General features: G+C 57.9%; 28 protein-coding genes. 19 read left to right on the top strand and 9 right to left on the bottom strand.

The annotated features are described in order from the left end of the window. The 7 genes from fliS to ACYCZ5_RS06290 all read right to left on the bottom strand — a co-directional run bounded on the left by fliS (position 1) and on the right by ACYCZ5_RS06290 (position 7,067). On the bottom strand, positions 1-471 hold the full coding sequence (gene fliS, locus ACYCZ5_RS06320; RefSeq protein ID WP_461543945.1) for a flagellar export chaperone FliS: 471 nt from the start codon (positions 469-471) through the stop codon (positions 1-3). A gap of 6 nt (positions 472-477) precedes the next feature. Continuing rightward, a complete protein-coding gene (gene fliD / locus ACYCZ5_RS06315) occupies positions 478-1,896 on the bottom strand; it encodes a flagellar filament capping protein FliD (RefSeq protein WP_461543944.1) in 1,419 nt (472 codons plus the stop codon). Between the two features lie 16 nt (positions 1,897-1,912). After that, entirely contained in the window at positions 1,913-2,269 is a 357-nt protein-coding gene (locus ACYCZ5_RS06310; protein WP_461543943.1) for a flagellar protein FlaG, read from the bottom strand. Between the two features lie 59 nt (positions 2,270-2,328). Continuing rightward, positions 2,329-3,045, bottom strand: coding sequence for a flagellin (locus ACYCZ5_RS06305; RefSeq protein ID WP_461543942.1), 717 nt, complete (start codon positions 3,043-3,045; stop codon positions 2,329-2,331). A 127-nt stretch (positions 3,046-3,172) separates the two neighbouring features. Beyond that, positions 3,173-4,813 carry a GGDEF domain-containing protein gene (locus ACYCZ5_RS06300; protein ID WP_461543941.1) on the bottom strand — a complete coding sequence of 547 codons (1,641 nt, stop codon included), beginning with the start codon at positions 4,811-4,813 and terminating at the stop codon, positions 3,173-3,175. Between the two features lie 102 nt (positions 4,814-4,915). Beyond that, positions 4,916-5,548, bottom strand: coding sequence for a response regulator (locus tag ACYCZ5_RS06295; RefSeq protein ID WP_461543940.1), 633 nt, complete (start codon positions 5,546-5,548; stop codon positions 4,916-4,918). Positions 5,549-5,558: 10 nt separating this feature from the next. Then, complete coding sequence (locus ACYCZ5_RS06290; protein WP_461543939.1) at positions 5,559-7,067, bottom strand: sensor histidine kinase; 1,509 nt, start codon at positions 7,065-7,067, stop codon at positions 5,559-5,561. Between the two features lie 97 nt (positions 7,068-7,164). On the opposite strand from ACYCZ5_RS06290, the gene hisC reads away from it, so the two are divergent. Genes hisC through ACYCZ5_RS06230 form a run of 12 tightly spaced genes read left to right on the top strand, consistent with a single transcriptional unit; the run spans position 7,165 to position 15,946 of the window. Next, positions 7,165-8,259, top strand: a complete 1,095-nt coding sequence (gene hisC, locus ACYCZ5_RS06285) for a histidinol-phosphate transaminase (RefSeq protein WP_461544166.1) — start codon at positions 7,165-7,167, stop codon at positions 8,257-8,259. Positions 8,260-8,267: 8 nt separating this feature from the next. Next, positions 8,268-8,855, top strand: coding sequence for an imidazoleglycerol-phosphate dehydratase HisB (gene hisB, locus ACYCZ5_RS06280; RefSeq protein ID WP_461543938.1), 588 nt, complete (start codon positions 8,268-8,270; stop codon positions 8,853-8,855). 5 nt (positions 8,856-8,860) lie between these two features. After that, positions 8,861-9,496, top strand: a complete 636-nt coding sequence (hisH, locus tag ACYCZ5_RS06275) for an imidazole glycerol phosphate synthase subunit HisH (protein ID WP_461543937.1) — start codon at positions 8,861-8,863, stop codon at positions 9,494-9,496. A 16-nt stretch (positions 9,497-9,512) separates the two neighbouring features. After that, a complete protein-coding gene (gene hisA / locus ACYCZ5_RS06270; protein ID WP_461543936.1) occupies positions 9,513-10,271 on the top strand; it encodes a 1-(5-phosphoribosyl)-5-[(5-phosphoribosylamino)methylideneamino]imidazole-4-carboxamide isomerase in 759 nt (252 codons plus the stop codon). Continuing rightward, positions 10,271-11,029, top strand: a complete 759-nt coding sequence (hisF, locus tag ACYCZ5_RS06265; RefSeq protein ID WP_461543935.1) for an imidazole glycerol phosphate synthase subunit HisF — start codon at positions 10,271-10,273, stop codon at positions 11,027-11,029. Before hisA ends, hisF begins: the two co-directional genes overlap by 1 nt. Continuing rightward, positions 11,026-11,415 carry a phosphoribosyl-AMP cyclohydrolase gene (gene hisI, locus ACYCZ5_RS06260; RefSeq protein ID WP_461543934.1) on the top strand — a complete coding sequence of 130 codons (390 nt, stop codon included), beginning with the start codon at positions 11,026-11,028 and terminating at the stop codon, positions 11,413-11,415. The genes hisF and hisI overlap by 4 nt, the downstream gene beginning before the upstream one ends. After that, positions 11,412-11,726, top strand: a complete 315-nt coding sequence (locus tag ACYCZ5_RS06255) for a phosphoribosyl-ATP diphosphatase (protein WP_461543933.1) — start codon at positions 11,412-11,414, stop codon at positions 11,724-11,726. Before hisI ends, ACYCZ5_RS06255 begins: the two co-directional genes overlap by 4 nt. Beyond that, positions 11,723-12,073, top strand: coding sequence for a histidine triad nucleotide-binding protein (locus ACYCZ5_RS06250; RefSeq protein WP_461543932.1), 351 nt, complete (start codon positions 11,723-11,725; stop codon positions 12,071-12,073). Before ACYCZ5_RS06255 ends, ACYCZ5_RS06250 begins: the two co-directional genes overlap by 4 nt. Positions 12,074-12,090: 17 nt before the next feature. Continuing rightward, complete coding sequence (gene tatA / locus ACYCZ5_RS06245) at positions 12,091-12,288, top strand: Sec-independent protein translocase subunit TatA (protein WP_461543931.1); 198 nt, start codon at positions 12,091-12,093, stop codon at positions 12,286-12,288. A gap of 4 nt (positions 12,289-12,292) precedes the next feature. Next, positions 12,293-12,634 carry a Sec-independent protein translocase protein TatB gene (tatB, locus tag ACYCZ5_RS06240; RefSeq protein WP_461543930.1) on the top strand — a complete coding sequence of 114 codons (342 nt, stop codon included), beginning with the start codon at positions 12,293-12,295 and terminating at the stop codon, positions 12,632-12,634. Continuing rightward, positions 12,631-13,380, top strand: a complete 750-nt coding sequence (tatC, locus tag ACYCZ5_RS06235) for a twin-arginine translocase subunit TatC (RefSeq protein WP_461543929.1) — start codon at positions 12,631-12,633, stop codon at positions 13,378-13,380. The genes tatB and tatC overlap by 4 nt, the downstream gene beginning before the upstream one ends. Further along, positions 13,370-15,946, top strand: a complete 2,577-nt coding sequence (locus tag ACYCZ5_RS06230) for a tetratricopeptide repeat protein (RefSeq protein WP_461543928.1) — start codon at positions 13,370-13,372, stop codon at positions 15,944-15,946. Before tatC ends, ACYCZ5_RS06230 begins: the two co-directional genes overlap by 11 nt. A gap of 27 nt (positions 15,947-15,973) precedes the next feature. Here ACYCZ5_RS06230 and ACYCZ5_RS06225 read toward each other — a convergent pair whose 3' ends face one another. Continuing rightward, complete coding sequence (locus tag ACYCZ5_RS06225; RefSeq protein WP_461543927.1) at positions 15,974-17,134, bottom strand: Do family serine endopeptidase; 1,161 nt, start codon at positions 17,132-17,134, stop codon at positions 15,974-15,976. 38 nt (positions 17,135-17,172) lie between these two features. Between ACYCZ5_RS06225 and ACYCZ5_RS06220 the strand changes: the two genes are divergently transcribed. The 7 genes from ACYCZ5_RS06220 (at position 17,173) to ACYCZ5_RS06190 (ending at position 22,498) form a co-directional block, all read left to right on the top strand. Next, positions 17,173-17,919 carry a Nif3-like dinuclear metal center hexameric protein gene (locus tag ACYCZ5_RS06220; RefSeq protein WP_461543926.1) on the top strand — a complete coding sequence of 249 codons (747 nt, stop codon included), beginning with the start codon at positions 17,173-17,175 and terminating at the stop codon, positions 17,917-17,919. Between the two features lie 220 nt (positions 17,920-18,139). Beyond that, a complete protein-coding gene (locus ACYCZ5_RS06215) occupies positions 18,140-18,571 on the top strand; it encodes a c-type cytochrome domain-containing protein (protein WP_461543925.1) in 432 nt (143 codons plus the stop codon). Positions 18,572-18,777: 206 nt separating this feature from the next. After that, entirely contained in the window at positions 18,778-19,407 is a 630-nt protein-coding gene (petA, locus tag ACYCZ5_RS06210; protein WP_461543924.1) for a ubiquinol-cytochrome c reductase iron-sulfur subunit, read from the top strand. Continuing rightward, positions 19,407-20,642: a cytochrome b gene (locus ACYCZ5_RS06205; RefSeq protein WP_461544165.1), complete on the top strand. Its 1,236-nt coding sequence runs from the start codon at positions 19,407-19,409 to the stop codon at positions 20,640-20,642. The genes petA and ACYCZ5_RS06205 overlap by 1 nt, the downstream gene beginning before the upstream one ends. 19 nt (positions 20,643-20,661) lie before the next feature. After that, a complete protein-coding gene (locus ACYCZ5_RS06200; protein ID WP_461543923.1) occupies positions 20,662-21,369 on the top strand; it encodes a cytochrome c1 in 708 nt (235 codons plus the stop codon). 125 nt (positions 21,370-21,494) lie between these two features. Further along, positions 21,495-22,094, top strand: a complete 600-nt coding sequence (locus ACYCZ5_RS06195; RefSeq protein WP_461543922.1) for a glutathione S-transferase N-terminal domain-containing protein — start codon at positions 21,495-21,497, stop codon at positions 22,092-22,094. 8 nt (positions 22,095-22,102) lie between these two features. Beyond that, positions 22,103-22,498, top strand: a complete 396-nt coding sequence (locus ACYCZ5_RS06190) for a ClpXP protease specificity-enhancing factor (protein WP_461544164.1) — start codon at positions 22,103-22,105, stop codon at positions 22,496-22,498. A 44-nt stretch (positions 22,499-22,542) separates the two neighbouring features. On the opposite strand, the gene rpoH is transcribed toward ACYCZ5_RS06190, so the two are convergent. Continuing rightward, positions 22,543-23,400 carry an RNA polymerase sigma factor RpoH gene (gene rpoH, locus ACYCZ5_RS06185; protein ID WP_461543921.1) on the bottom strand — a complete coding sequence of 286 codons (858 nt, stop codon included), beginning with the start codon at positions 23,398-23,400 and terminating at the stop codon, positions 22,543-22,545. Positions 23,401-23,412: the final 12 nt, after the last annotated feature.

Below are 23,412 nucleotides of genomic sequence, written 5' to 3'. Positions count from 1 at the left end.
TTACATTCTTCCGTAAACGAGTGCGGGTTGCTTGTTGATCTGTGCCGGTACGGGTTCTGCCTGCGCTTGCTGTTGGGCAGTGGCGGTCACTTGGCGGATGCTGTCCCATGCGCCCTTCAGTTCGTTCAGCAGGCGTGCGACTTCATCCAGTGCTTCCATGTCATTGTGCAGGTTGGCATGTACCAGTCGCACGCACATGTAGCTGTAGAGTGCGTCGAGGTTCAGCGCCAGTTCGCCGCCGACATTCTGGTCCAGACTGGCTTGCAGGCCTTCACTGATGATCAGCATGGCTTTGGAGATGGCTTCGCCCTTGGCGGCGATGTCCTTGCGCAGGATGCCGTTCTTGGCATTGGCTATAGCCAGCATGGCCCCCTGATACAACATGGAGATCAGCTTGTGCGGGTCGGAGCTGATAACGCTGGATTCCATGCCGACCTTGGCATAGGAATTAAGTGCGGCACGAGCGTTCATGATTGGTTATCCCCCGTTACTGGTTAATTGCTGCGACAGGTAAGAGCTGGTCGATTGCATACTCGCCAGCAGGCTGTTCAGCGAACTGTATTGCTGTCTGTACATATTCTCCAGACTGGACATGCGCACTTCCATCGCGTCGATCTGGACGGTGAGTTGCTTGATGGTGTTGTTCCAGCTGGTAGTCTGGTTTTCAAAGATGCCGTTGCCGCCGACGACCCCCTTGGCCCAGCTTTCGAAGCGTGTGGCGAAGCCTGTCGTGCTGTTGAACAGGGTCGCGACATCGTTGAAATTGGTATCCATCGCTGTCGCCAGCCTGGTGCTGTCCAATTGCATGGTGCCGTCGGATTTGAAGTTGATGCCGACTTCGAACAGGTTGGTCAATGTGCCGCTGCCGACCGCAGTCGCGGCAATCTCGCGCATCTGCTGCTGCAGGGACTGCAGGGTGCGGTCTCCCGCCAACGCGGAGCCGGATTTGTATGCGGTGGAGTTCTTCATCGCCGAATACAGGTCGTTGTAGGCGGTGACCAGTGCCGTTGCCGCAGTGGTCACGCCGGCATTGTCGCGCTCCACCGTCAACGTGACCGGCGTGGCGGTAACTTGTTTCAGCGTCAGTGTCATGCTGTCAATGGCATCGCTCACGACATTGGTGGTCTTGGTGATATCGATACCGTTCACTTTGAACTGGGCATTGCTGGCAGTGACGGTCTCGGCCAGTTTCTGTGTGCCGGCAGGGTCATGGGCCAGCAGGCCGGCGATGCTGGCATCCGCGCCGTCGGTTGTGATCTTGATACTGCTGGCAATGCCGGTATCGTTGGATGACAGGGCCAGGCGGTACGGAGTGCCGCTGCCGTCGTTCACGATGCTGGCAGTCACGCCCATGCTGGCGCTGTTGATCGCGTCACGTATGCCCTGCAGGGTATTGTTGCTGGAATCTATGGTGATGTTGGCGGTGGTGCCGCCGGAAGTGAAGCTGGCGCCGGTATAGACACCGTTGGTCAGTGTGCCGCCGCTGATGGTGCCGAAGTCGAACGTGACCACGGTGGCGGCGCCGCTGCCGATGGCGGCGGTGCTGCTGGTCTGTCCGGCAGCGACCAGTTTCTGCGATGCCGCGAGACTGGACACTGTCAGGGAATAGGTTCCCGCCACGGCGGTGGTGCCGGCGGTGGCGGAAAGGATGCTGCTGTCGGAGGATGTGGTCTTGAACGACGTCAAGCTGCTGGTGCTGGAACTGCCCAGATTCTTGGCTGCTGTCTGAAGCGCATCTACCTTGCTTTGTAACGTACCCAGCGCAGTGATCTTCGACTGGTAGCTGGTTTGCTTCTTGGTGAGCTGGTCAAGCGGAAGACGTTCGATCGTCATCAATCCGCTGACGATGGCATCGACATCGATGCCGCCACCTGAAATTGATGATGTAGTTGCCATTCCGTTTACTCCTTTGTCAGGCCTGACGATTCAGCAATTGCCCCTGCTGGAACTCGTCGATACTGCGCGAGATCGCCAGCACGGCTTCGGACGGGTACTGCAACAGTGTATCCCCAGTTTCCTTGTCCTTCAAACTGACGACTTGTTTCTTGGTGCTGTCGTCCACGCTGATGCTGAGCTCCACGTTTCTGTTCGCCTGCTTCAGGACGGTGTTGATACGACCGACCTCGCTCGACAGTTGCGCCGGCGTTGGGGGCGCTGCCTCAGCCTGGGCGGGTTTCCCCGCAGACTGCGATGCAACGACCGCCTGCCCACCATTGCTGGTAGGCATCGCCGGAGCGGGTACTCCACTATTTGTCGATTGGATGAGCATTTTGCCTCTCCTTGTTTAAATCCCCAGCCGGTCACCCGGCCGGGGTTTTATTACTACGTTTAACGCAACAGGCTCAGAACGTTGTTCGGAAGCTGGTTGGCTTGCGCCAGCATCGCTGTACCTGCTTGTTGCAGAATCATGTTGCGGGTCATGGCGGTGGTCTCTGCCGCGTAGTCGGTATCCATCACACGGCTGTAAGCGGCTGCGGTATTCACCGACAGGGTCTGCAGGTTGTTGACCGCAGACTGGTATTTCGCCATATCTGCACCGTAGGTGCCACGGGCTGTGGTCACGGCGGTGATGTCTGCATCAATCGTGGCGATGGCGCCAGTGCCGGTGACTGTAGCTTTGGCACCTACGACTGAAGCCAGCGTGCCATCCGCTCCGATAACCTTGGCGGTACTGTTGGAGGCCAAGCCCAGCAAGCGGGTGTTTTCAGCCGCGAGTGCAGTGAATTCGGTGCCGGAAGCTGTGCCGCCCAATTGCACCGCGATCTCACGGATGCGCTGCAAGTTCTCATACACCTGAGCGTGGTAGCCGTCGTTGATCTGCGCTTCGGAAATACCGTCGCTGGCGTTACGGGCCGCGATGTTCGCGCCGCGCATGGTCTTTTCGTAGCCGCTGGCTGTCACCATGCCGGTGGCATCATCCTTGGCAGAGTTGATGCGTTTGCCGGAAGACAGACGCTCCATAGCAACCTGCAAGGCCGTGTTGGATCTATTCAGTGCAGCACCGCCGAACAGAGCCGAGACGTTGGTGTTGATGACTTGTGCCATTTTAGTTCTCCTTAACTTGGTTCATTTGCGGCCATGTTGCCGCTTACTTTGGCTGCCTTTTTGTGAAGCTTAGCAACCGCCGTTGAACCAGTTATCGGAGAGTTGGCGGGAAACTTTAGGAAAAATCTCATATTTTCAGCCCGGGGGCGGCGATCACGCGGTTCTTGCCGGTCTGTTTGGCTTGATACATGGCCTTGTCGGCCCGTCCCAGCAGGTCTTCCTGGTCTTCGTCCGCGCCGCGCAGGGCGACCCCGGCGCTGAAAGTGACCAAGATGCGTTCATTATTGTGCAGGAAGAACTTCTTGGTCAGATCCCGTTGCAGGCGTTGCAAGGCCTCGATCCCTGCCTGCAGATCCGTGTCCGGCAAGATGATGACGAATTCCTCGCCGCCGTAACGGCCCACTGCGTCGGTCGGGCGCAGGGTGTCCTTGATGACCTGGGTGAGGTGGGTCAAGGCACGGTCGCCTGCTTGATGGCCAAGGCTGTCGTTCAATTTCTTGAAATTGTCGATGTCGAGCAGGGCGACGCAGAGCTGAGTGCGGTTGCGGTCGGCGCGCTTCAGTTCCCGGTCCAGCGTCTCGTCCAGCCCGCGCCGGTTCAGCGCGCCGGTGAGCTGATCTTCGCGCACCAGTTCGCTGACCTGCATCAGTTCCTGTTCCAGCGCCTTGATGCGCTCCTCGGCTTCGTCGGCTTGTTTCTTGGTGTTCAGCAGCTCTTCATGCGAACGCAAGGCGCTGGCCTGGATGACGCGGGTGTCGTGCATCACATCATCCAGGATGTGGCCCAGCACGGTGAGGTTGTCTGCCTTACTGATCTTCTGGCTGTAGCCTTCGATCTTCTGGTGGTATTCACCGGTGCTTTCGGTGAGGTTGCCCAGCCGGTCGATGAAGGTGGTCATCAGGCTCTTGAGCGTGGTTTTGGCGTCGGTCAGGCTTTGCTTCAGGCTGCTCTGCTTGATGATGGCATCGCGCAGGTTGCGTTCGGCATCGGCAATGGCGTGCTTGTCCATCGGTTGCGAGATGATGGTCTGCAGCGCGGTGACCTGTCCCTGCATCCATTCATCGTCGGCCACCAGTTCGCTGACGTTCTCCACCAGCAGGCGCAGCAGGCGCAACAGCCCCTCCTGTATCTTCACCTTGTCGCCGCCGCGCAGCTCCAACTTGAGCCAGAACTGGCGCAGTTGTTTGGCCAACTCGTTGATCTTGGAGGGGTCGTCTGTGGTGCGCACCACCACGACCAGGCGCTTGATCTCTTCGCCCAGTTCGGGGTGGGTGAGCAAGGAGTTCTCCAGCGACTGCGCAAGCAGTTCGCGCAATTGCTTGAGCAGGTCATGCCCAGCCGCTTTGTCCGCAGATTTTGCGGGAGTGGCAGTCGGTGCAGGGGGGGCGGCAGGCTCGGCTGGTGCAACTTCAGGTGCCGCAGTGGAAGTTAGATCAGGCGCGGCTGAGCCGCTCCCCCAGGAGCGCATCAAGCCATTCAGCTTTTCAGACATCACGTCCGGCTTGCTGGCGAAGCGATTGAGAACGACCTCCAGCCCTTCTTTCTTGCGTGTGAGTGTGACGCCTTTGTGCGTCATCTCCAGTTGACGCAGCAAGTCACGGATCAGAGCCGACCAGTTGGGCGCAGCAGAAGCGCTTGCTGCTTCTTTGTCGCCGCCCAGTTCCTTAAACACACTCGCGTAATGCTCAGGCGTGGGCGCCAGACCGCGTTCACCCAGTAACTTCAGGGTCTCACGGGCCAGTTCTGCGGGTTCCTTGTGCTTGCTCATCTATATGTCGTATGTGGTGCTGCGCTATGGTTGGCATTATCGGCTGTCGGTGCGGCGACGATTCGCTGAATAGCACTGGATATTGCCCGCTATTGGCCGGGATCATTCGATCAGGTGGTTGCTGATCGCATAATGGATGGCTTCGGCATTGGTCTTGAGCTTCATCTTTTCCAGCAGGCGCATGCGGTAGACGCTGATGGTCTTGGGGCTGAGCGACATGATCTCGGCCATCTCGCTCAGCTTCTTGCCCTGCGCCATCAGGCACAACGTTTGATACTCGCGGTTGGACAGGGTCTGGTGCGCCAATTCCGAATAGCCCTGCGACAGGCCTTCGGCCAGCTGCTCGGCCATCTCGCTGCTGATGTATTTCTTGCCGCTGGCGACCTTGCGGATGGCGGTGACCAGCTGGGCGGGCGCACTCTGCTTGTTGAGATAGCCAGCTGCGCCCGTCTTCATCGAGCGCACGGCATATTGCTCTTCCGGATGCATGCTCAGCATCAGCACCGGCAGGTTGGGGCGCAGGTCGCGGATCTGTTTGAGTACATCGATGCCGTGTTTATCCGGCATGCTGATATCCAGCAGCACGACGTCGTATTCGTTGTCGCGCACCATGTTCACGGCTTCCATGCCCGTGTCAGCCTGGCCGGTGACGCGCAGGTCATCCGTGTCATCCAGCAGCTGCTTCAGCCCTCTGCGGATGAGTTCGTGGTCGTCGGCGATGAGTACATTGATCATGGCCCGTATCTTATTCGAATAACGCGCCTTGTGAATCGGGTACTGCATTTTGTTCCGGCTGGTGCGGGATGCGCACGTTGAGGCGGGTGCCTTGTCCGGGAGCGCTTTCCAGTTTCACTTCGCCGCCGAACTGGGCGACGCGCTCGAAGATGCCGCGCAAGCCGAAGGAGCGCGGTTTGGCGCGATCCGCGTCGTGGATGCCACGCCCGTCATCGCGCACAGTCATGCTGACGCAGGTGTCGAGGTTGCAGATGGCGATGGTGACGGTGTTCGCATGGGCGTGTTTGGTGATGTTGTTCAGTGCTTCCTGGAAGATGCGGAACAGTGTGATCGCCACATGCGGCGAGACGCTGACCGATTCGTCCATGACTTCCGGGACGCATTTGATGCCGGTGCGCTGCGCGAATTCCTTGGCCTCGGACTCGATGGCGGCGACGATGCCGAAAGTATCCAGTGCGCTGGGGCGCAGGCTGCGCGCGATGTTGCTGGCCGAGCGGGTGCATTTCTGCACCAGATCTTCGATGCTGCGCGCTTTCTCTTCCAGCACCGGCTGGTCCTTCAGGCGCGAGATCAGCCAGGCGATGTCCAGTCTGGTGGCGGTGAGCAAACTGCCCAGTTCGTCATGCACCTCGCGCGCGATGGCGACCCGCTCCTGTTCGCGTGCTTCTTCTATATGGGTGGAGAATTCACGCAGTTGCTGTTTGGATTGCCGCAAGGCCGCATCCGCCTGCTTGCTCTGGGTGATGTTCAACATGATGCCTTCCCACTGCACGGCCGCACCGATGCGGCGCGGACTGCAGCGCAGATTGATCCATTTGATCTCGCCTTTGGGGCGGGTGCGCATGCGCCCTTCCCAGTTCCAGAAAGTGAGCTTCTTGGCAGAGGACAGCATGCTTCTGAGATAAGAACCGGCATCTTCCGGGTGGATCATCTCGGCGAACAGGCTGGCATCGCCAATCAGTTCCTGATGCTCGATGCCGAGCAGGGGATAGCAACCCTCGCTGACATAGGGGAAGTGCACTTCACCTTTGTCCTTCAGCACGATCTGATAGGCCATGCCCGGCAGATCGGTGATGAATGCGTGCATGCGGGTCTGGTTCTCCTGCAAGGCAGCTTGCGCCTCGCGATATTCGCGGCGTACTCGCGCTTCACGCAGGTTGTGTTCGATGGAGGGCACGAGGCGATTGAGACTGCCTTTGAGGATGTAGTCGTCCACACCTTCCTGCATGGTGTGGATGATGGTCTCTTCCTTCAGTTTGCTGGCCAGTAGCAGGAAAGGGATATCCAGGTCGAGCTGGTGCAGCAATCGGTATGCATCCAGACCGCCGAAACTGCCCGGGTCGTCGCTGCACAGGATGACGTCGAAGGGTCTGGCGAGCAGCGCTTGCTGCATGTCCTGCTCGTCCTGCACGCACTGATGTTCCAGCGCATAGCCGGCATCGGCCAGCTTGGCGAGGATCTTGTGCGAGTCTTGCTCGGATGATTCCACCAGTAGTACGCGGAGTTTCTTGGTAGCCATTGTGAGACCCTAGTGCGATGTCCCGATTATAAGCGGCGTTCGCGCCAAATCACCAGAGTAAGGTAGAATGCGGGCCGTTATTCAGAGCCGTATCACCATGTCTGCCGCCAGCCCTGCCGTGACCCCGCAACAACTGATCCGCAAAGAGATACAGGCCTTGCACGCCTATCATGTCCCGCCGTCTGCCGACATGATCAAGCTGGATGCGATGGAGAATCCCCATTCCTTGCCGCAGGTCTTGCGCGACGAGATCGCACGCCGCGTGGCGGATGCCGCGATCAACCGTTATCCCGATGCCGGTGCGCAGCGACTCAAAGAAGACATCCGCGACGTGACGCAGCTGCCGGAAGGCATGGATGTGCTGCTGGGTAACGGCTCTGATGAGATCATCCAGTTGCTGGCGATGGCCGTGGCGCAACCGGGTGCGGTCTTGCTGAGTGTCGAGCCCTCTTTCGTCATGTACAAGATGATCGCCACCTTCGTCGGTATGCGCTATGTGGGCGTGCCGCTGGCTGGGGATTTCTCGCTTGATCTGGATGCGACCCTGGCGGCGATAGAACGTGAACGTCCCGCACTGGTGTTCCTCGCCTATCCCAACAATCCCACGGGCAATCTGTTCGATGCCGATGCCGTGCGTCGCATCATCGAGGCCACCCCCGGTCTGGTGGTGGTGGACGAGGCTTACTATGCCTTCGCCAGCGACAGCTTCATCCCGCAGTTGGGTAAGTATGACAACCTGCTGGTGATGCGCACTTACTCCAAACTCGGCATGGCCGGTTTGCGTCTGGGCTTCATCGCCGGTGATAAAACGTGGCTGGAACAATTGGACAAGCTGCGCTTGCCGTATAATGTGGGCGTCCTGCCGCAGCTGGTGGCGAGCACCTTGCTGGCGCACCATGATGTGTTGCTGGCCCAAGCGGAGAGCATCAGGTCGGAACGCACGAAGATGATGGCGGCCTTGCATGCGATGGCAGGCGTACAGGCGTATCCCAGCGAGGCGAACTTCATCCTGTTCCGTGTGGCAAAAGCCACGCAGGTGTTCGAAGGCCTGAAACAGCGTGGGGTATTGATCAAGAATCTGAACGGCGGGCATCCGGCATTGGCCGACTGTCTGCGCGTCACAGTAGGTTCGCCCGAAGAGAATAAGAAGTTTTACGCCGCACTACAGGATTCCATTAACCAACTCGCATAGGGCAAATCATGCGTAGCGCACAAGTCACCCGCAACACCCTCGAGACGCAGATCGCGGTCGAGTTGAACCTCGACGGAACCGGCAAGGTCAAGCTGGATACCGGCCTGCCGTTCTTGGAGCACATGCTGGACCAGATCGCACGTCACGGTCTGCTCGATCTCGTCATCAAGGCCAAGGGCGATCTGCATATCGATGCGCATCACACGGTGGAAGACATCGGCATCACGCTGGGGCAAGCCTTCACGCAAGCCATCGGCGACAAGAAAGGCCTGCGTCGCTACGGTCATGCCTATGTGCCGCTGGATGAAGCCTTGTCGCGCGTGGTGCTGGACATCTCCGGCCGTCCCGGACTGGTGTTCAATGCCGAGTTCGTGCGTTCCAACGTCGGCGAGTTCGAGGTCGATCTGATCCGTGAGTTCTTCCAGGGCTTCGTCAACCACGCGCTGGTGACGTTGCACATCGATAATCTGGCAGGCGAGAACGCGCACCATCAGGCCGAGACCATCTTCAAAGCCTTCGGCCGCGCCATGCGCGTGGCGCTGGAGCAAGATCCGCGCATGGCCGGTGTGATGCCCTCCACCAAGGGCACGCTATAAGCATCATGGTCGATATCGCCATCGTTGATTACGGCATGGGCAACCTGCGTTCGGTGTATCAGGCCGTGCGCAAGGTCGCCCCGTCCGCGTCTGTGCAAGTCACCGACGATGCGAACGTGATCGCTGCAGCCAAGCGGGTGATATTCCCCGGCCAGGGCGCGATGCCCGACTGCATGCGGGAACTCGATGCGCGCGGCCTGCGCCAGGCGGTGCTGGATGCGGCGCAGAACAAACCGTTCCTGGGTATCTGCATCGGCCTGCAGATGTTGTTCGAGCACAGCGCCGAAGGTGACATCCCGGGACTGGGCGTGTTGCAGGGCGAGGTGGTGCGATTCGCGCATGAGCTCAGGGATGCGCAGGGCAACAAGCTCAAGGTGCCGCACATGGGCTGGAACGGCGTGCATCATGCCGATCACCCGCTCTGGGCAGGCATCGCGCAGGATGCGCGCTTCTACTATGTACACAGCTACTACGTGCAACCGCGGGACAAGGGCATTGTGCAGGGCAGCAGCGATTATCCGCAGCCCTTTGTCTGCGCCGTGTCGCGTGGTAACTTGTTCGCCGTGCAGTTCCACCCCGAGAAGAGTGCGGCTGCCGGATTGAAACTGCTGGAAAATTTCGTCAACTGGAATCCCGTTTAACCACGATATTAAAGCCATGGATATTTCAACACTGATCATCCCCGCAATCGACCTGAAAGACGGCCAATGTGTGCGCCTGCGCCAAGGCGAGATGGAGGGCGCGACCGTGTTCTCCGATGACCCGACCGCGATGGCCAGACACTGGCTGGAGCAGGGCGCGCGCCGTCTGCATCTGGTCGACCTGAACGGCGCCTTTGCTGGCAAACCCAAGAACGAAGCGGCGGTACGCAGCATCGTCGAAGCCGTGGGCAGTGACATTCCGGTGCAGCTGGGCGGCGGTATCCGCGATCTGGAGACCATTGAGCGTTATCTCGATCTGGGCTTGAGTTACGTCATCATTGGTACGGCGGCCGTCAAAGTCCCCGGTTTCCTGCACGAGGCATGCGATGCCTTCCCCGGCCACATCATGGTCGGTCTGGATGCCAAGGGCGGCAAGGTCGCGGTGGACGGCTGGTCCAAGCTGACCGGTCACGATGTGGCCGATCTGGCCAAGCGTTTCGAAGACTATGGTGTGGAAGCCATCATCTATACCGACATCGGTCGCGACGGCATGATGAACGGCGTGAACATCGAAGCCACCGTGGAACTGGCGCAACCCTTGCACGTGCCGGTCATCGCCAGCGGCGGCATCACCAATCTGGACGATGTGCGCAAGCTGTGCGCCGTACGCGGCGAAGGCATCACCGGAGCCATCACCGGTCGTGCCATCTACGAAGGCACGCTGGACTTCCGTGCCGCACAGGCTTTGGCGGACGAACTGGCCCCCAAGATCTGATGCTCGCCAAACGCATCATCCCCTGCATGGACGTGACTGCCGGTCGCGTGGTCAAGGGTGTCAGTTTCGTTGAACTGCGCGATGCCGGCGATCCGGTCGAGATCGCCAAGCGCTACGACGAGCAGGGTGCGGATGAACTCACCTTCCTCGATATCACCGCTAGTTCCGATGACCGCAGCATCATCTTCCATATCATCGAGAAAGTTGCCGAGCAGGTGTTCATTCCGCTGACAGTGGGCGGTGGCGTGCGCGAGGTGCAGGATGTGCGCAACCTGCTCAATGCGGGTGCGGACAAGGTCAGCATCAACACTTCAGCAGTGGTTAATCCGCAACTGGTCGCCGATGCGGCGGGTCGCTATGGTTCGCAATGCATCGTGGTCGCCATCGACGCCAAGCAGGTCGCGCCGGGCAAGTGGGAAGTATTCACGCACGGCGGCCGCAAGGCCACCGGGCTGGATGCGGTGGAATGGGCGCAGAAGATGCAGACACTGGGCGCGGGCGAGATTCTGCTGACCAGCATGGACCAAGACGGGCAGAAGAAAGGCTTCGATCTGGCACTGACCCGTGCGGTGACCGATGCACTGGAGATCCCGGTGATCGCCAGCGGTGGTGTCGGTAATCTGCAGCATCTGGCAGATGGCGTGACACTGGGCGGCGCCGATGCGGTGCTGGCGGCCAGCATCTTCCACTTCGGCGAATACACGGTGCAGCAAGCCAAGCAGCATATGGCGCAGCAGGGGATCGAGGTGCGGTTATGAGCGAGAACTGGTTGAACAAGGTGAACTGGTCGGACGACGGCCTCGTCCCCGCCATCGCGCAGGATGCGGTGACCGGCCGCGTGCTGATGGTGGCCTGGATGGATCGCGAGGCGCTCAAGCGCACGGTGGAAACCGGCGAGGCGATATACTGGTCGCGCTCGCGCAAGAAACTGTGGCACAAGGGTGAAGAATCCGGGCATGTGCAGAAGGTGAAAGAGATCCGTCTCGATTGTGACGGCGATGTGATCCTGATGCAGATCGAGCAGAGAGGCGGCATCGCCTGTCATACAGGCCGCGAGAGCTGCTTCTACAGCAAGCTGGAGAACGGCGAGTGGAAGGCCACCGACGCCGTGTTGAAGGACCCGGACGAGATATACAAGAAATGAACGATATCCTGCAACGACTGACCGAGACGCTGGAAGCGCGCAAGGGCGCAGCGGCTGATACGTCTTACGTCGCCAAGCTGTACAGCAAGGGAGACGACGCCATCCTGAAGAAGTTGATCGAGGAGGCGGGCGAAGTGTTGCTGGCAGCCAAGGATGGCGACAAGCAACATCTGCTCTATGAAGTGGCCGATCTGTGGTTCCACAGCATGGTGCTGCTGGCCCACAAGGGATTGAGCGTCGAACAGGTGTTGCAGGAGTTGGCCCGTCGCGAAGGTGTGTCCGGTATTGCAGAGAAAGCGAGCCGCAAATGAGCGACAACTGTCTGTTCTGCAAGATCGTGCGCGGCGAGATACCCTGCCGCAAGGTGTACGAGGATGACGACGTACTGGCGTTCCACGACATCAATCCGGTAGCGCCGGTGCATTTCATGCTGGTGCCAAAGCAGCATGTGGTGTCGCTGCTGGAGGCGGATGAGTCGCATGCCGCATTGCTGGGCAAGATGCTGCTGCTGGCACCGAAGTTGGCGAAAGAGCAGGGGCTGGACAATGGCTTCCGCACAGTCATCAACAGCGGCAAGGGCGGCGGTCAGGAAGTGTTTCATTTGCATGTGCATGTCATCGGCGGCGGCAACATCCCGCCTATGGTCAAACGTAGCTAATCTATCAGGAGCGCATCATGGGTTCATTCAGTATCTGGCATTGGTTGATCGTGTTGCTGGTCGTGGTGCTGATCTTTGGCACCAAGAAACTGCGCAACATGGGTAGTGACCTCGGCGGCGCGGTCAAAGGCTTCAAGGAAGGCATGAAGGACGGCGAGGGAGCGGGCAAGTCGCAAGACTCCCGCACCATCGAAGGCGAAGCGAAAGAGAAGTAAGTCGATGTTCGACATCGCGTTCTCGGAGCTGATGGTGGTGGCGCTGGTTGCGCTGATCGTCATCGGTCCCGAACGGCTGCCGAGGCTGGCACGCAAGGCCGGCGAATGGTGGGGCCGGACGCAGCGCTATGTGAACAAGGTCAAGCAAGACATCGCGCATGACATGGCGGTGGAAGAGGTGACCAAGCTGCAGCACGATATCGAGAAGCATGTCGCTGAAGCCGAGCAAGCCATGCAGGAGAATGGCCTGTCTCTGGAGCAGAGCATCCTGCAAGCGCAATACAAGAAGCCGGCGGTCGAATCGCCGGCGACACCGCCTGCCACACCCGACAAAACACCCAAATGAGCAAAAGCGAAACACTGATCGCGCATCTGATCGAGCTCCGCTCGCGCTTGCTGAACAGCTTTCTGGCCTGGTTGCTGGTGTTCATATGCCTGTTCCCGTGGGCGGCCGAGCTGTATGCCTTGCTGGCGCAGCCCATGCTGGACAAGTTGCCGCAGGGTGGCCAGATGATTGCCACCGATGTCACCACGCCGTTCTTCGTGCCGCTCAAGGTCGCGATGATGGCGGCCTTCGTGATCGCGTTACCCTTTGTGCTGTATCAGATATGGCGTTTCGTTGCGCCGGGTCTGTATACGCACGAGAAGAAACTGGTGCTGCCGCTGATCATGGCTAGTACGCTGCTGTTCTTGTGCGGTATGGCTTTCGCCTATTTCGCTGTGTTTCCGGTGGTGTTCGGTTTCATCACGGCAGCCGCACCGGCCGGTGTGGCGGTGATGACCGACATCGACAAATATCTGAACTTCGTAATGGGGATGTTCCTCGCCTTCGGCATCACCTTCGAAGTGCCCATCGCGGTCGTGATACTGGTACGCATGGGCGTGGTGACGGTGGAAAAGCTGCGCGAGGTGCGCTCCTATGTCATCGTCGGTGCATTCGTGGTGGCGGCGGTCGTCACGCCGCCGGATGTGGTCTCGCAATTCATGCTTGCGATCCCGCTATGGCTGCTCTACGAGGCGGGTATGGTGGTGGCGAGTTGGATCGGTGTGCGCGATCACACCTCGAACGACGGCGTGACGGATGACAACTGATCCTGCGCAAGCGTTGGTAGAACAAACTCTGCAGCAGGCCGTTGAACTGCATCGCTCCGGACGCGCGGCAGATGCAGCCGAACTATATCAGGCCGTTCTGAGCATCCAGCCCAAACATCCCGAAGCCAACCACGAGCTGGCTGTCATCCTGCTACAGGACGGGCAGGCCCTAGCCGCCATTCCACATTTCCTTGCCGCACTCGAAGCGGATCCTGAACGCGCACGATTCTGGCTGAGTTACATCGATGCATTGGCGCAGGCCGGGCAGACAGATGCCGCGCGTGAGGTCTTGCAAATGGGGAAGCAGCAAGGCTTGCAAGGTGAAGAGGTGGATGCTCTGGAAGCTCGCTTATCTGCAGGCAGCAGATCGGCGCAACCAATAAAGCCCGGACAGAAAGCACCGGCACAAGCGCAACTCGACGAGTTGGTCGCCTTGTTCAATCAGGGGCGGATCGCAGATACCGCAGCGCACGCACGAGTGTTGACGGAGCAGTTTCCAAAACACGGTTTCGGATGGAAGGTACTGGGGCTGGCGTTGAAGCGGCTGGGCAATAACGAAGAGGCAATTTCTGCTATGCAGAAAGCTGCGACCTTGTCTCCCAAGGAAGCGGATGTGCATAGCAATCTCGGTGTCGCGCTGCATGATGGGGGGCAATTGAAGGAGGCGGAGGCCAGCTACCGGCGCGCGCTGAAACTTAAACCAGATTATGCCGATGCACATTGCAATCTTGGTACCTTGTTGCAGGATATGGGGAAGTTGGAGGAGGCGGCTGCTTGTCATCGTCGTGCATTGAAGTTAGTGCCCGGCCTAGCTGATGCGCATTACAACTTGGGGAACACATTGCGTGCGATGGGGCGGTACGAGGAAGCAGTGCAAAGTTATCGCCGTGCGCTGGAATTAAGGCCGGACTACGCGCAAGCCTGTTGCAATCTGGGTATCGCGCTACACGAACTAGGTCAACTTGACGACGCTGAGCTGATGTTGCGCCGCGCACTGTCAATTAAGCCGGATTATGTTGAGGCGCATGGCAATCTCGGCATCACCCTGAAGAGTCTTGGTCGTCAGAACGAGGCGGAAAAATGCTATCAACATGCGTTGAAAATCAATCCTGATGTCGCCGAGATATATAGCAATCTCGGCGCATTGTTGCACGAGATGGGCGAACTAGGTAAGGCTGAGTCTTGTTATCTTCGTGCTTTGCATTTGGCGCCAGATTTGCCAGATGTTCAAAATAATTTCGGTGTGCTGATGCAGGATGTAGGGCGTTTGGAGGCGGCGGAGTCGGCCTATCGGCGCGCTTTGTCACTCAAAATGAACTACTTCAAGGCTCATAGTAATTTATTGTTTCTGCTTAACTATAGCCAAAATGTTTTGCAGCAAACCGCATTCGATGAGGCTTGTCGTTTTGGTTTGTCAGTAACAGCATTTGCGAAGCAGCGCTACACCAAATGGTTATGTGCAAATCAAAGCCCTTTACGTATTGGTTTCGTTTCTGGCGACTTCCGTAATCACCCAGTCGGCTATTTTTTGGAGAACTTGCTGCGTTATCTTGATCGTGAAGCATTCGAACTCTATGCCTATCCCACAGATCCTTGGGCTGACGAACTGACTACACGCCTCAAGTCGCACTTCTTAGCTTGGCACCCTCTTTATGGGATGAATGACGAAGCAGCGGCAAAACGTATCCACGATGACGGTGTGCATGTCTTGATAGATTTGTCTGGTCATTCGCGCTTTAATCGCCTGCCGGTTTTTGCCATGAAGCCGGCTCCGATGCAGGTCGCTTGGCTGGGCTATTTTGCTACCACAGGTATGGCTGAGATGGACTATCTCATCGCAGATCCGTCGACCTTGCTGGCGTCACAGGAGCGATATTTCACAGAGAAGATTTGGCGGTTGCCTCGGACGCGCCTATGCTTTAGCCGTCCGGATATAGAAGTGGAAATCTCGCCGTTGCCGGCGTCGATGAACGGTTTTGTCACTTTCGGTTGTTTTAATAATCTGTCCAAGGTCAACGATAGTGTAATCGCGCTATGGTCGCGGGTATTGACTTCAGTGGCAGATAGTCGACTCTTCCTTAAGGCAAAGCAACTGGCGGATGCCGCGGTGCGACAGCAGACAATTGAACGTTTTGTTGCAAACGGCATTGCTGCAGAACGGTTGATCTTGGAAGGAGCGGAATCTCGTGCGAAATATTTCGAGGCCTATCATCGTGTAGACATATCATTGGATCCATTCCCTTATCCGGGCGGTACGACAACAGTAGAAAGCCTGTGGATGGGAGTGCCTGTTCTGAATCTGGCAGGCGACTCTTTCTTGTCGCGTCAGGGAGCTGGTTTGCTGATCAATGCCGGATTGCCGGAATGGATAGCTTCTACGGAAGATGAATACATTAAGCGCGTAGTAGGCTTTGCGGCGGATTTCTCTGCGCTGGGTGAGCTTCGAAGTGAACTCAGAATACGGGTTGAAAAGTCGCCCTTAATGGACGGCAAGTGTTTTGCGGCTGACTTTGGCGAGGCTGTGAAGTCAATATGGGGCGAAATGTCCAAAGTGGAAGTTCGTTAAGTATTCATCTCAACCGGGATGCGGGGCTTATTCCATGACTTTCGGTTTTGGCCGCTTGCCCACTCTTACTTGCACGACGACTTCATTCTGGTTGCGCAGTAATTTCAGGCCTACAGTCTTGCCCGGCGTAAGGGCGGAGATGGTTTCCAGCATCACGGTCGAATCTACGAGTTCGCTGTCGGCGATGCTGAGCAGAATGTCGCCGGGCTTGATGCCGGCCTTGTCCGCCGGGCCGCCGCGCATGATCTCGGAGATGAGTACGCCATGTGCGGCCTTGAGCTTGAACGACTCGGCCAGCTCTGGGGTCATGTCTTGTACTGCCACGCCTATCCAGCCGCGCGTGACTGAGCCGGTCTGGATGATCTGTTCCATGACCTTTTTGGCAGTGCTGACCGGGATGGCGAATCCTATGCCCAGTGATCCGCCGTTGGGGGAATAGATGGCGCTGTTGATGCCCAGCAGACTGCCGCTGGCATCGACCAGCGCGCCGCCCGAGTTGCCCGGGTTGATGGCAGCATCGGTCTGGATGAAGTTCTCGAAGGTGCTCAGTCCCAGATGGTTGCGCTTGAGTGCGCTGACGATGCCCATGGTGACGGTTTGTCCCACGCCGAATGGATTGCCTACCGCCAGAACGATATCGCCGACGTGGGTGGTATCACCATTGGCAAAGGTGATAGCGGGAAGAGGATAGTTGACATCGACCTTGATCACGGCGAGATCGGTCTCCGGGTCGGTGCCGACGATATGACCTTTGGCATTGCGGCCATCGGCGAAGGCCACTTCGATCTGGTCGGCTGATTCGACCACGTGGTGGTTGGTGAGGATGTAGCCGTCCTGGCTGACGATAACGCCCGAACCCAGACTGGAATTCTGCTGTGGCTGATTGTCTTCGAACTCATCACCGAAGAAGAAGCGGAACCGCGGGTCGTCCATGAACGGGTGCGTCGATTGCTTCACTTCGCTGGTGGTGAAGATGTTCACCACGGACGGCATCACCTTTTGTGCGGCACGGCTGAAGCCGGGGCCGCTCAGGTTTTGGCCAGTATCTTCCGGCTCGTTTTGATACAGCGTCACGACGCCGCCGCGTGCAGCAGTGGGAAGCAGACTGGGTTTGAGGGTGTGGATGACGAACAGAACTGCCAGCCCGATGGTGGTAGCTTGCGCGAACAAAAGCCAGAATTTACGCATGTTATGATCCAGTCAGGCCGTTGATAAGGACAGTTGCGATGCAATTAAAAGAGTTGGCCGATTATATCGGAAGCGAGCTGGCGATCAGCCGTTTTCGCGATTATTGCCCGAATGGCGTGCAGGTCGAGGGGCGCTCGCAGGTTAGGCGTATCGCGACCGGGGTCACCGCATCGCAGGCTGTGCTCGATGCCGCCGCCGCGTGGGGCGCCGATGCCATCCTGGTCCATCATGGGTATTTCTGGCGTAGCGAGGATGCCGTCATCACCGGTGTCAAGAAAAGGCGCATCGCCAGTTTGTTGGCACAAGATATCAGTTTGCTGGCCTATCACCTGCCGCTGGATGCACATCCGCAATGGGGGAATAACGTGCAGCTCGCTGCGCGATTGGGCCTGGTCGAGAGTGGGCGTTTCGGGGAGCAGGACGTTGCATGCCATGGTGTCTTGGCTCAGCCTTTGGGGCTGGCCGAATTCGCCAAGGTGGTGGCTGAGGCATTGCGATTCGAGCCGCTGGTAGCGGGCGGGAAGTCTGGCAAGATATCCCGCATCGCATGGTGTAGCGGTGCCGCCCAGGGATATTATGAGCAAGCGATCGCAATGGGGGTGGATGTTTTTCTGACCGGCGAGATATCCGAGAGTAATGTGCATATGGCGCGCGAAAGCGGCGTGGCTTATATGGCAGCGGGACATCATGCGACAGAGCGCTACGGCGTGCAGGCCTTGGGCGCGCATTTGGCCGAAAGGTTTGGACTGGAGCACATGTTCTTTGATGAAGAAGTCCCTGTTTAGGTAGTGGGTATATCGCCGAGTGTGCGTTGCATTCTGAAAAGGCGTTGCGTAGTATTCGGCATATAACCATTTCGGGTTATATGTGTCGGCAGGATCCTGCTGGCAGATGACGCAACGACTTCCGGTTGTTCAGGTCGTTTGGGGCAGCGCCACTCCGCTGCGAGGTAAGCTTTGCTGTTGCGCCGCACTTGTGACGCACATGGGGCTACGGGGAGAAAGTATGAGAATCAGAATAATGATAGGCGGCGCGCTGATGGCCGCACTTTCCTTTAACGCATTGGCCGAGGACAAGGCACTCATGCCGGCGCATAACGCGCTCAATGTTCTGCAATCCGGAGAAGTCAGTTTCAGCAAGGATGTGATGCCTATCCTGCAGGACTATTGCGTGAGTTGCCATCATCCGTCACCCACATCCAAGGGTTATGCCAAGAGCGGCCTGGACCTGACTTCCTATGAAGGCCTGATGAAAGGCACCAAGTTCGGCAAGGTAGTCGTTCCCGGTGATAGCCAGACCAGCACCTTCACCAAATTGCTGACCGGCACCAATAAAGGACTGAAGATGCCGATGGGCTTGAATGCCAGCGGCACCCTGGATCGCCAATACATCCTGACGCTGCGCAAGTGGGTCAAGCAGGGCGCCAAGAACAACTAGGCATTCCGAGTAGCAATTGCGGCGAAATAGCTGACCAAGTAGTATTCGCCGCCGGCAGGGGATCGAGTTGGGGAGCCGATCCTGTGCTTGTCCGATAAAAACGCGACGGACAACGCAATGCCATCCTCCAGCACCGACGAGAAACCAGGGCAGCAAGAAGCTGCCCCAGTGGATATTTGACAACGTATTACGGAAGGAAGAGGGTCATGACAGATAACGTGGATCACAGCAAGCGACGAATGCTGATCGCTGCTACCGCAGCAGTAGGTGGTGTTGCCGCCGCCGGTGCGGGCGCACCGTTCGTATTGAGCTTGCAGCCTAGCGAACGAGCCAAGGCAGCAGGCGCGCCGGTCGAAGTCGATATCAGCAGCATCGAGCCTGGCTCGATGATCAGCATCGAATGGCAAGGCAAACCGGTGTGGATCGTGCGCCGCACCCAGGAGATGCTGGACTTGCTGCCCAAGCATGACGCAGATCTGGCAGACCCTTCTTCTTCCATTCCGCAGCAACCTGAGTACTGTAATAATCCGACACGATCTATCAAGCCGGAGGTGCTGGTAGTGCTGGGCGTCTGTACGCATCTGGGTTGCTCGCCGACGTTCCGCCCCGAAGTCGCACCTGCCGACTTGGGCGCGCAATGGGCCGGCGGTTGGTTCTGCCCTTGCCACGGTTCGCGATTCGATTTGGCTGCCCGTGTGTTCAAAGGCGTGCCGGCACCGACCAATCTGATCATCCCTCCTCACATGTATCTGAGCGACACGCGCCTGTTGATCGGGGATGACGACAAAAGTAAGCTCAAAGGCGGTCAACCCGCTGATAAGGGGGCTGCAGCATGATGAATCTTCTGAAAAATCTGATCGGCTGGATCGATGAACGCTTCCCGCTGGTCTCTACCTGGAAGGCGCACCTGTCAGAGTACTACGCGCCCAAGAACTTCAACTTCTGGTATTTCTTCGGCGGCCTGGCGCTGCTGGTGCTGGTCATTCAGATCCTCAGCGGTATCTTCCTGACCATGAACTACAAGCCGGATGCGTTGTTCGCGTTCGCGTCGGTCGAATACATCATGCGTGATGTGCAGTGGGGCTGGTTGTTGCGTTATATCCACTCCACCGGTGCATCGATGTTCTTCGTGGTGATCTACCTGCATATGTTCCGCGGTTTGATGTACGGCTCGTATCGCAAGCCACGCGAGTTACTGTGGATCATCGGCATGATCATTTATCTGGCGTTGATGGGCGAGGCATTCATGGGCTATCTGTTGCCATGGGGACAAATGTCCTTCTGGGGCGCGCAAGTGATCGTGAACCTGTTCTCTTCCGTGCCGTTCATCGGTCCGGATCTGGCGATCATGATTCGTGGCGACTTCGTGGTGTCCGATATCACGCTGAACCGCTTCTTCGCGCTGCATGTGGTGGCGATCCCGCTGGTACTGGTGCTGATTATTGTGGCGCACCTGGTGGCATTGCATGAAGTGGGTTCCAACAATCCGGACGGTGTCGAGATCAAGAAGCACAAGGATGCCAATGGTATACCGCTGGATGGCGTGCCGTTCTTCCCCTACATGGTAGTCAAGGACGGCGTGGCGGCAGTGGCCTTCCTGATGGTGTTCAGTGCGGTGGTGTTTTTCGCACCGGATATGGGCGGCTACTTCCTGGAGTACAACAACTTCGTGCCAGCCAACCCGATGAAGACCCCCGAGCACATCGCCCCGGTGTGGTACTTCACTCCCTACTACGCCATCCTGCGCGCTGTGCCGCCGATGTTCGGCTCCCAGTTCCCCGGTGTGGTGGCGATGGGCGTGGCGACTGTGATCTTCTTCGCGTTGCCATGGCTGGATCGCGGTCCGGTCAAGTCGATCCGCTATCGCGGCCCGATCTACAAGACCTTCCTGGCGGCTTTCGTGGTGAGCTTCGTCGGTCTGGGCTATCTCGGCCTGATGCCGGCAACGGAAACCTACACTCTGATCTCGCGCATCCTGGCGGTGGTGTACTTCGCGTTCTTCTTCCTGATGCCTTGGTATACGAAGATCGACGCATGCAAGCCCGAGCCTGATCGTGTGACGTCCAAATAATTGAGAGGGGTTCGTTGAAATGAAAGCAATCAAGAGAGTAATCGTATGGGCGATGCTGGCCTGCATGCCGGTGTTTGCTCATGCCAGCGAAGGCGGCGTGCATCTGGATAAGGCGCCGGTGAATCTGCAGGATCAGGCCTCGCTGCAACGCGGAGCCAAATTGTTCACTTCGCGTTGTCTGGCCTGTCACTCGGCATCTGCCATGCGCTACAACCGCCTGAATGACATCGGCATGTCAGATGATCAGATCAGGGCGGAGCTGGAGCTGCCGGAAGACGTCAAGGTGGGTTCGACCATGCAGGCCGCGATGGACTCCAACTCAGCCAAGATGGCCTATGGCGTGGCGCCCCCCGACTTGAGCGTGATCGCCCGTTCGCGCAGTGCAGATTGGCTGTATACCTACATGCGCACGTTCTATGCCGATCCGAGCAAGGCCAGCGGCTGGAACAACAAGGCGTTCCCGAGCGTTGCCATGCCTTTCGTGCTGGCGGACATGCAGGGTGAACAAGCCATGGAAGACGGACATCTGGTGCTGAAAACGCCGGGTTCCATGTCCGTCGCCGAGTACGACGCAGCCATTACGGATCTGACCAACTATCTGGTGTTCATGAGCGAACCGGCCATACTGGTCCGTCATCAGATCGGCTGGATCGTGCTGATCTTCCTGTCTATCCTGCTGGTCCTGATGTACGCCCTGAAGAAGGAGATCTGGAAGGATATTCACTGAGGAGATTGAATTCGGGGTGCGGTTTGTGTTAGTTTCCGCCCCCGTTGCAGTCTGCGCCGAGATGGCGGGGCAAATGCTCCGCCATTTGGTTTTTAACGCTACATATTGTTTTTAGGTGGTTTTTTATGATGACACTTTACTCGGGTACAACCGACCCCTATAGCCATCGTTGCCGTTTCGTGCTGTTTGAAAAAGGCATGGACTTCGAGGTGATCGATGTGGATGTATTCAACATGCCGGAAGATCTGGCTGTGATGAATCCGTACAACAAGGTGCCGGTGTTGGTCGAACGCGACCTCATCCTGTACGAGGCCAATATCATCAACGAATATATCGACGAGCGATTCCCGCATCCGCAGTTGATGCCCCCCGATCCTGTGATGCGCGCACGCGCTCGCTTGTTCCTGCATCGCTTCGAGCAGGAATTGTTCTGTCACATCGAAGGTCTGGAAAGCAGCAACGCCAAAGTACAAGAGAAGGCGCGTGCGGCAGTGCAGGCCAATCTGACCCAGATCGCACCGATCTTCGCCAAGCAGAAGTTCATGCTGGGTGACGAATTCTCCATGCTGGATGTGGCGATCGCACCGTTGTTGTGGCGACTTGAGCACTATGGCATCCACCTCGACAAGGATGCCACGCCGATGATGAAGTACGCCGAGCGTTTGTTCTCGCGCCAAGGTTTCATCGAAGCATTGACGCCAGCCGAAAAGGCCATGCGCAAGTAATCGCCGTGATAGACGAGCCGTCCACCAAGCCCTATCTGATCCGCGCCATCTACGAATGGTGTGCGGATGCCGGATATACCCCATATCTGGCGGTGCAGGTGGACGAATACACGCAAGTGCCGGCTGGCTACGTGAAGGATGGGCAGATCGTCCTGAATGTCGGCGGGGATGCGGTGAAGAACCTCCAGCTCGGCAACGAGGATATCAGCTGCAATGGTCGTTTCGGCGGTGTCGCCCACCAATTAATGATCCCTGTTGCGGCTGTCATCGGTATCTTTGCCAAGGAGACCGGGCAGGGGCTGGTATTTCAGGCGGGCGAATCTGCTCCTGCGTCATCGTCAGAGCCGCCGGAGGAGCCGCCTCCCGCCACCCCTGGCAGGCCGCAGCTTAAGGTCGTCAAATAAAAAGCCCGGCAATCGCCGGGCTTTTTTCTGCAGAAGACGCTCGTTCAAGTTTGCGCCAGCAGGCCGCCCATCTTGCTGAAAGCCTTCTGTTCGATCTGACGGATGCGCTCTGCAGACACGCCGAACTCATCGGCCAATTCATGCAGTGTGGCGCTGCTATCCTCGGTCAGCCAGCGTGCTTCCACGATACGGCGGCTGCGCTCGTCCAGTGCAGACAATGCATTCGCCAGTCCCGCCGACTGCAAGTGTTCACGCTCCGATGTCTCCAGAATGACGGAAGGCTCATGCGCCTCGTCATCCGCCAGATATTGCACGGGTGAGTAACTCTCATCTTCGTCATTGCCGGACATGGGGTCGAGTGACAGTTCGTGTCCGGCAAAACGGGCTTCCATCTCCACCACATCATGTTCGCTGACGTTCAGTTGCTGGGCGATCTCGCTCACCTGCTGCGGACGCAGAGGCTCCAGCCCCTTTTTCAGGCTGCGCAGGTTGAAGAACAGTTTGCGCTGTGACTTGGTGGTAGCGATCTTCACCATGCGCCAGTTGCGAATCACGAACTCGTGGATCTCGGCACGGATCCAATGCAGGGCGAACGAAACCAGACGTACGCCGCGCTCCGGGTCGTAACGCTTTACCGCTTTCATCAGGCCGATATTGCCTTCCTGGATCAGATCGGCTTGGGGCAAACCATAGCCCGTATAGCCTCGCGCCACACTGACGACGACGCGCAGATGTGACAACACCAGTTGGCGTGCTGCCTCGAGATCGTTCTGTTGGCGGAAACGCGTCGCCAACTCCAGTTCCTGCTCATGAGTCAGTACCGGAAAGCGATTGACGGCCTGCACATACCCTTCCAGCCCGCCTGCAGCGGATGGCATCGGTAGATTCATGCTTGCATTCATGGTCTTTCCTCC

This window comes from Sideroxydans sp., assembly GCF_054604835.1.
This window is presented reverse-complemented; position numbering and strand designations above follow the sequence as displayed.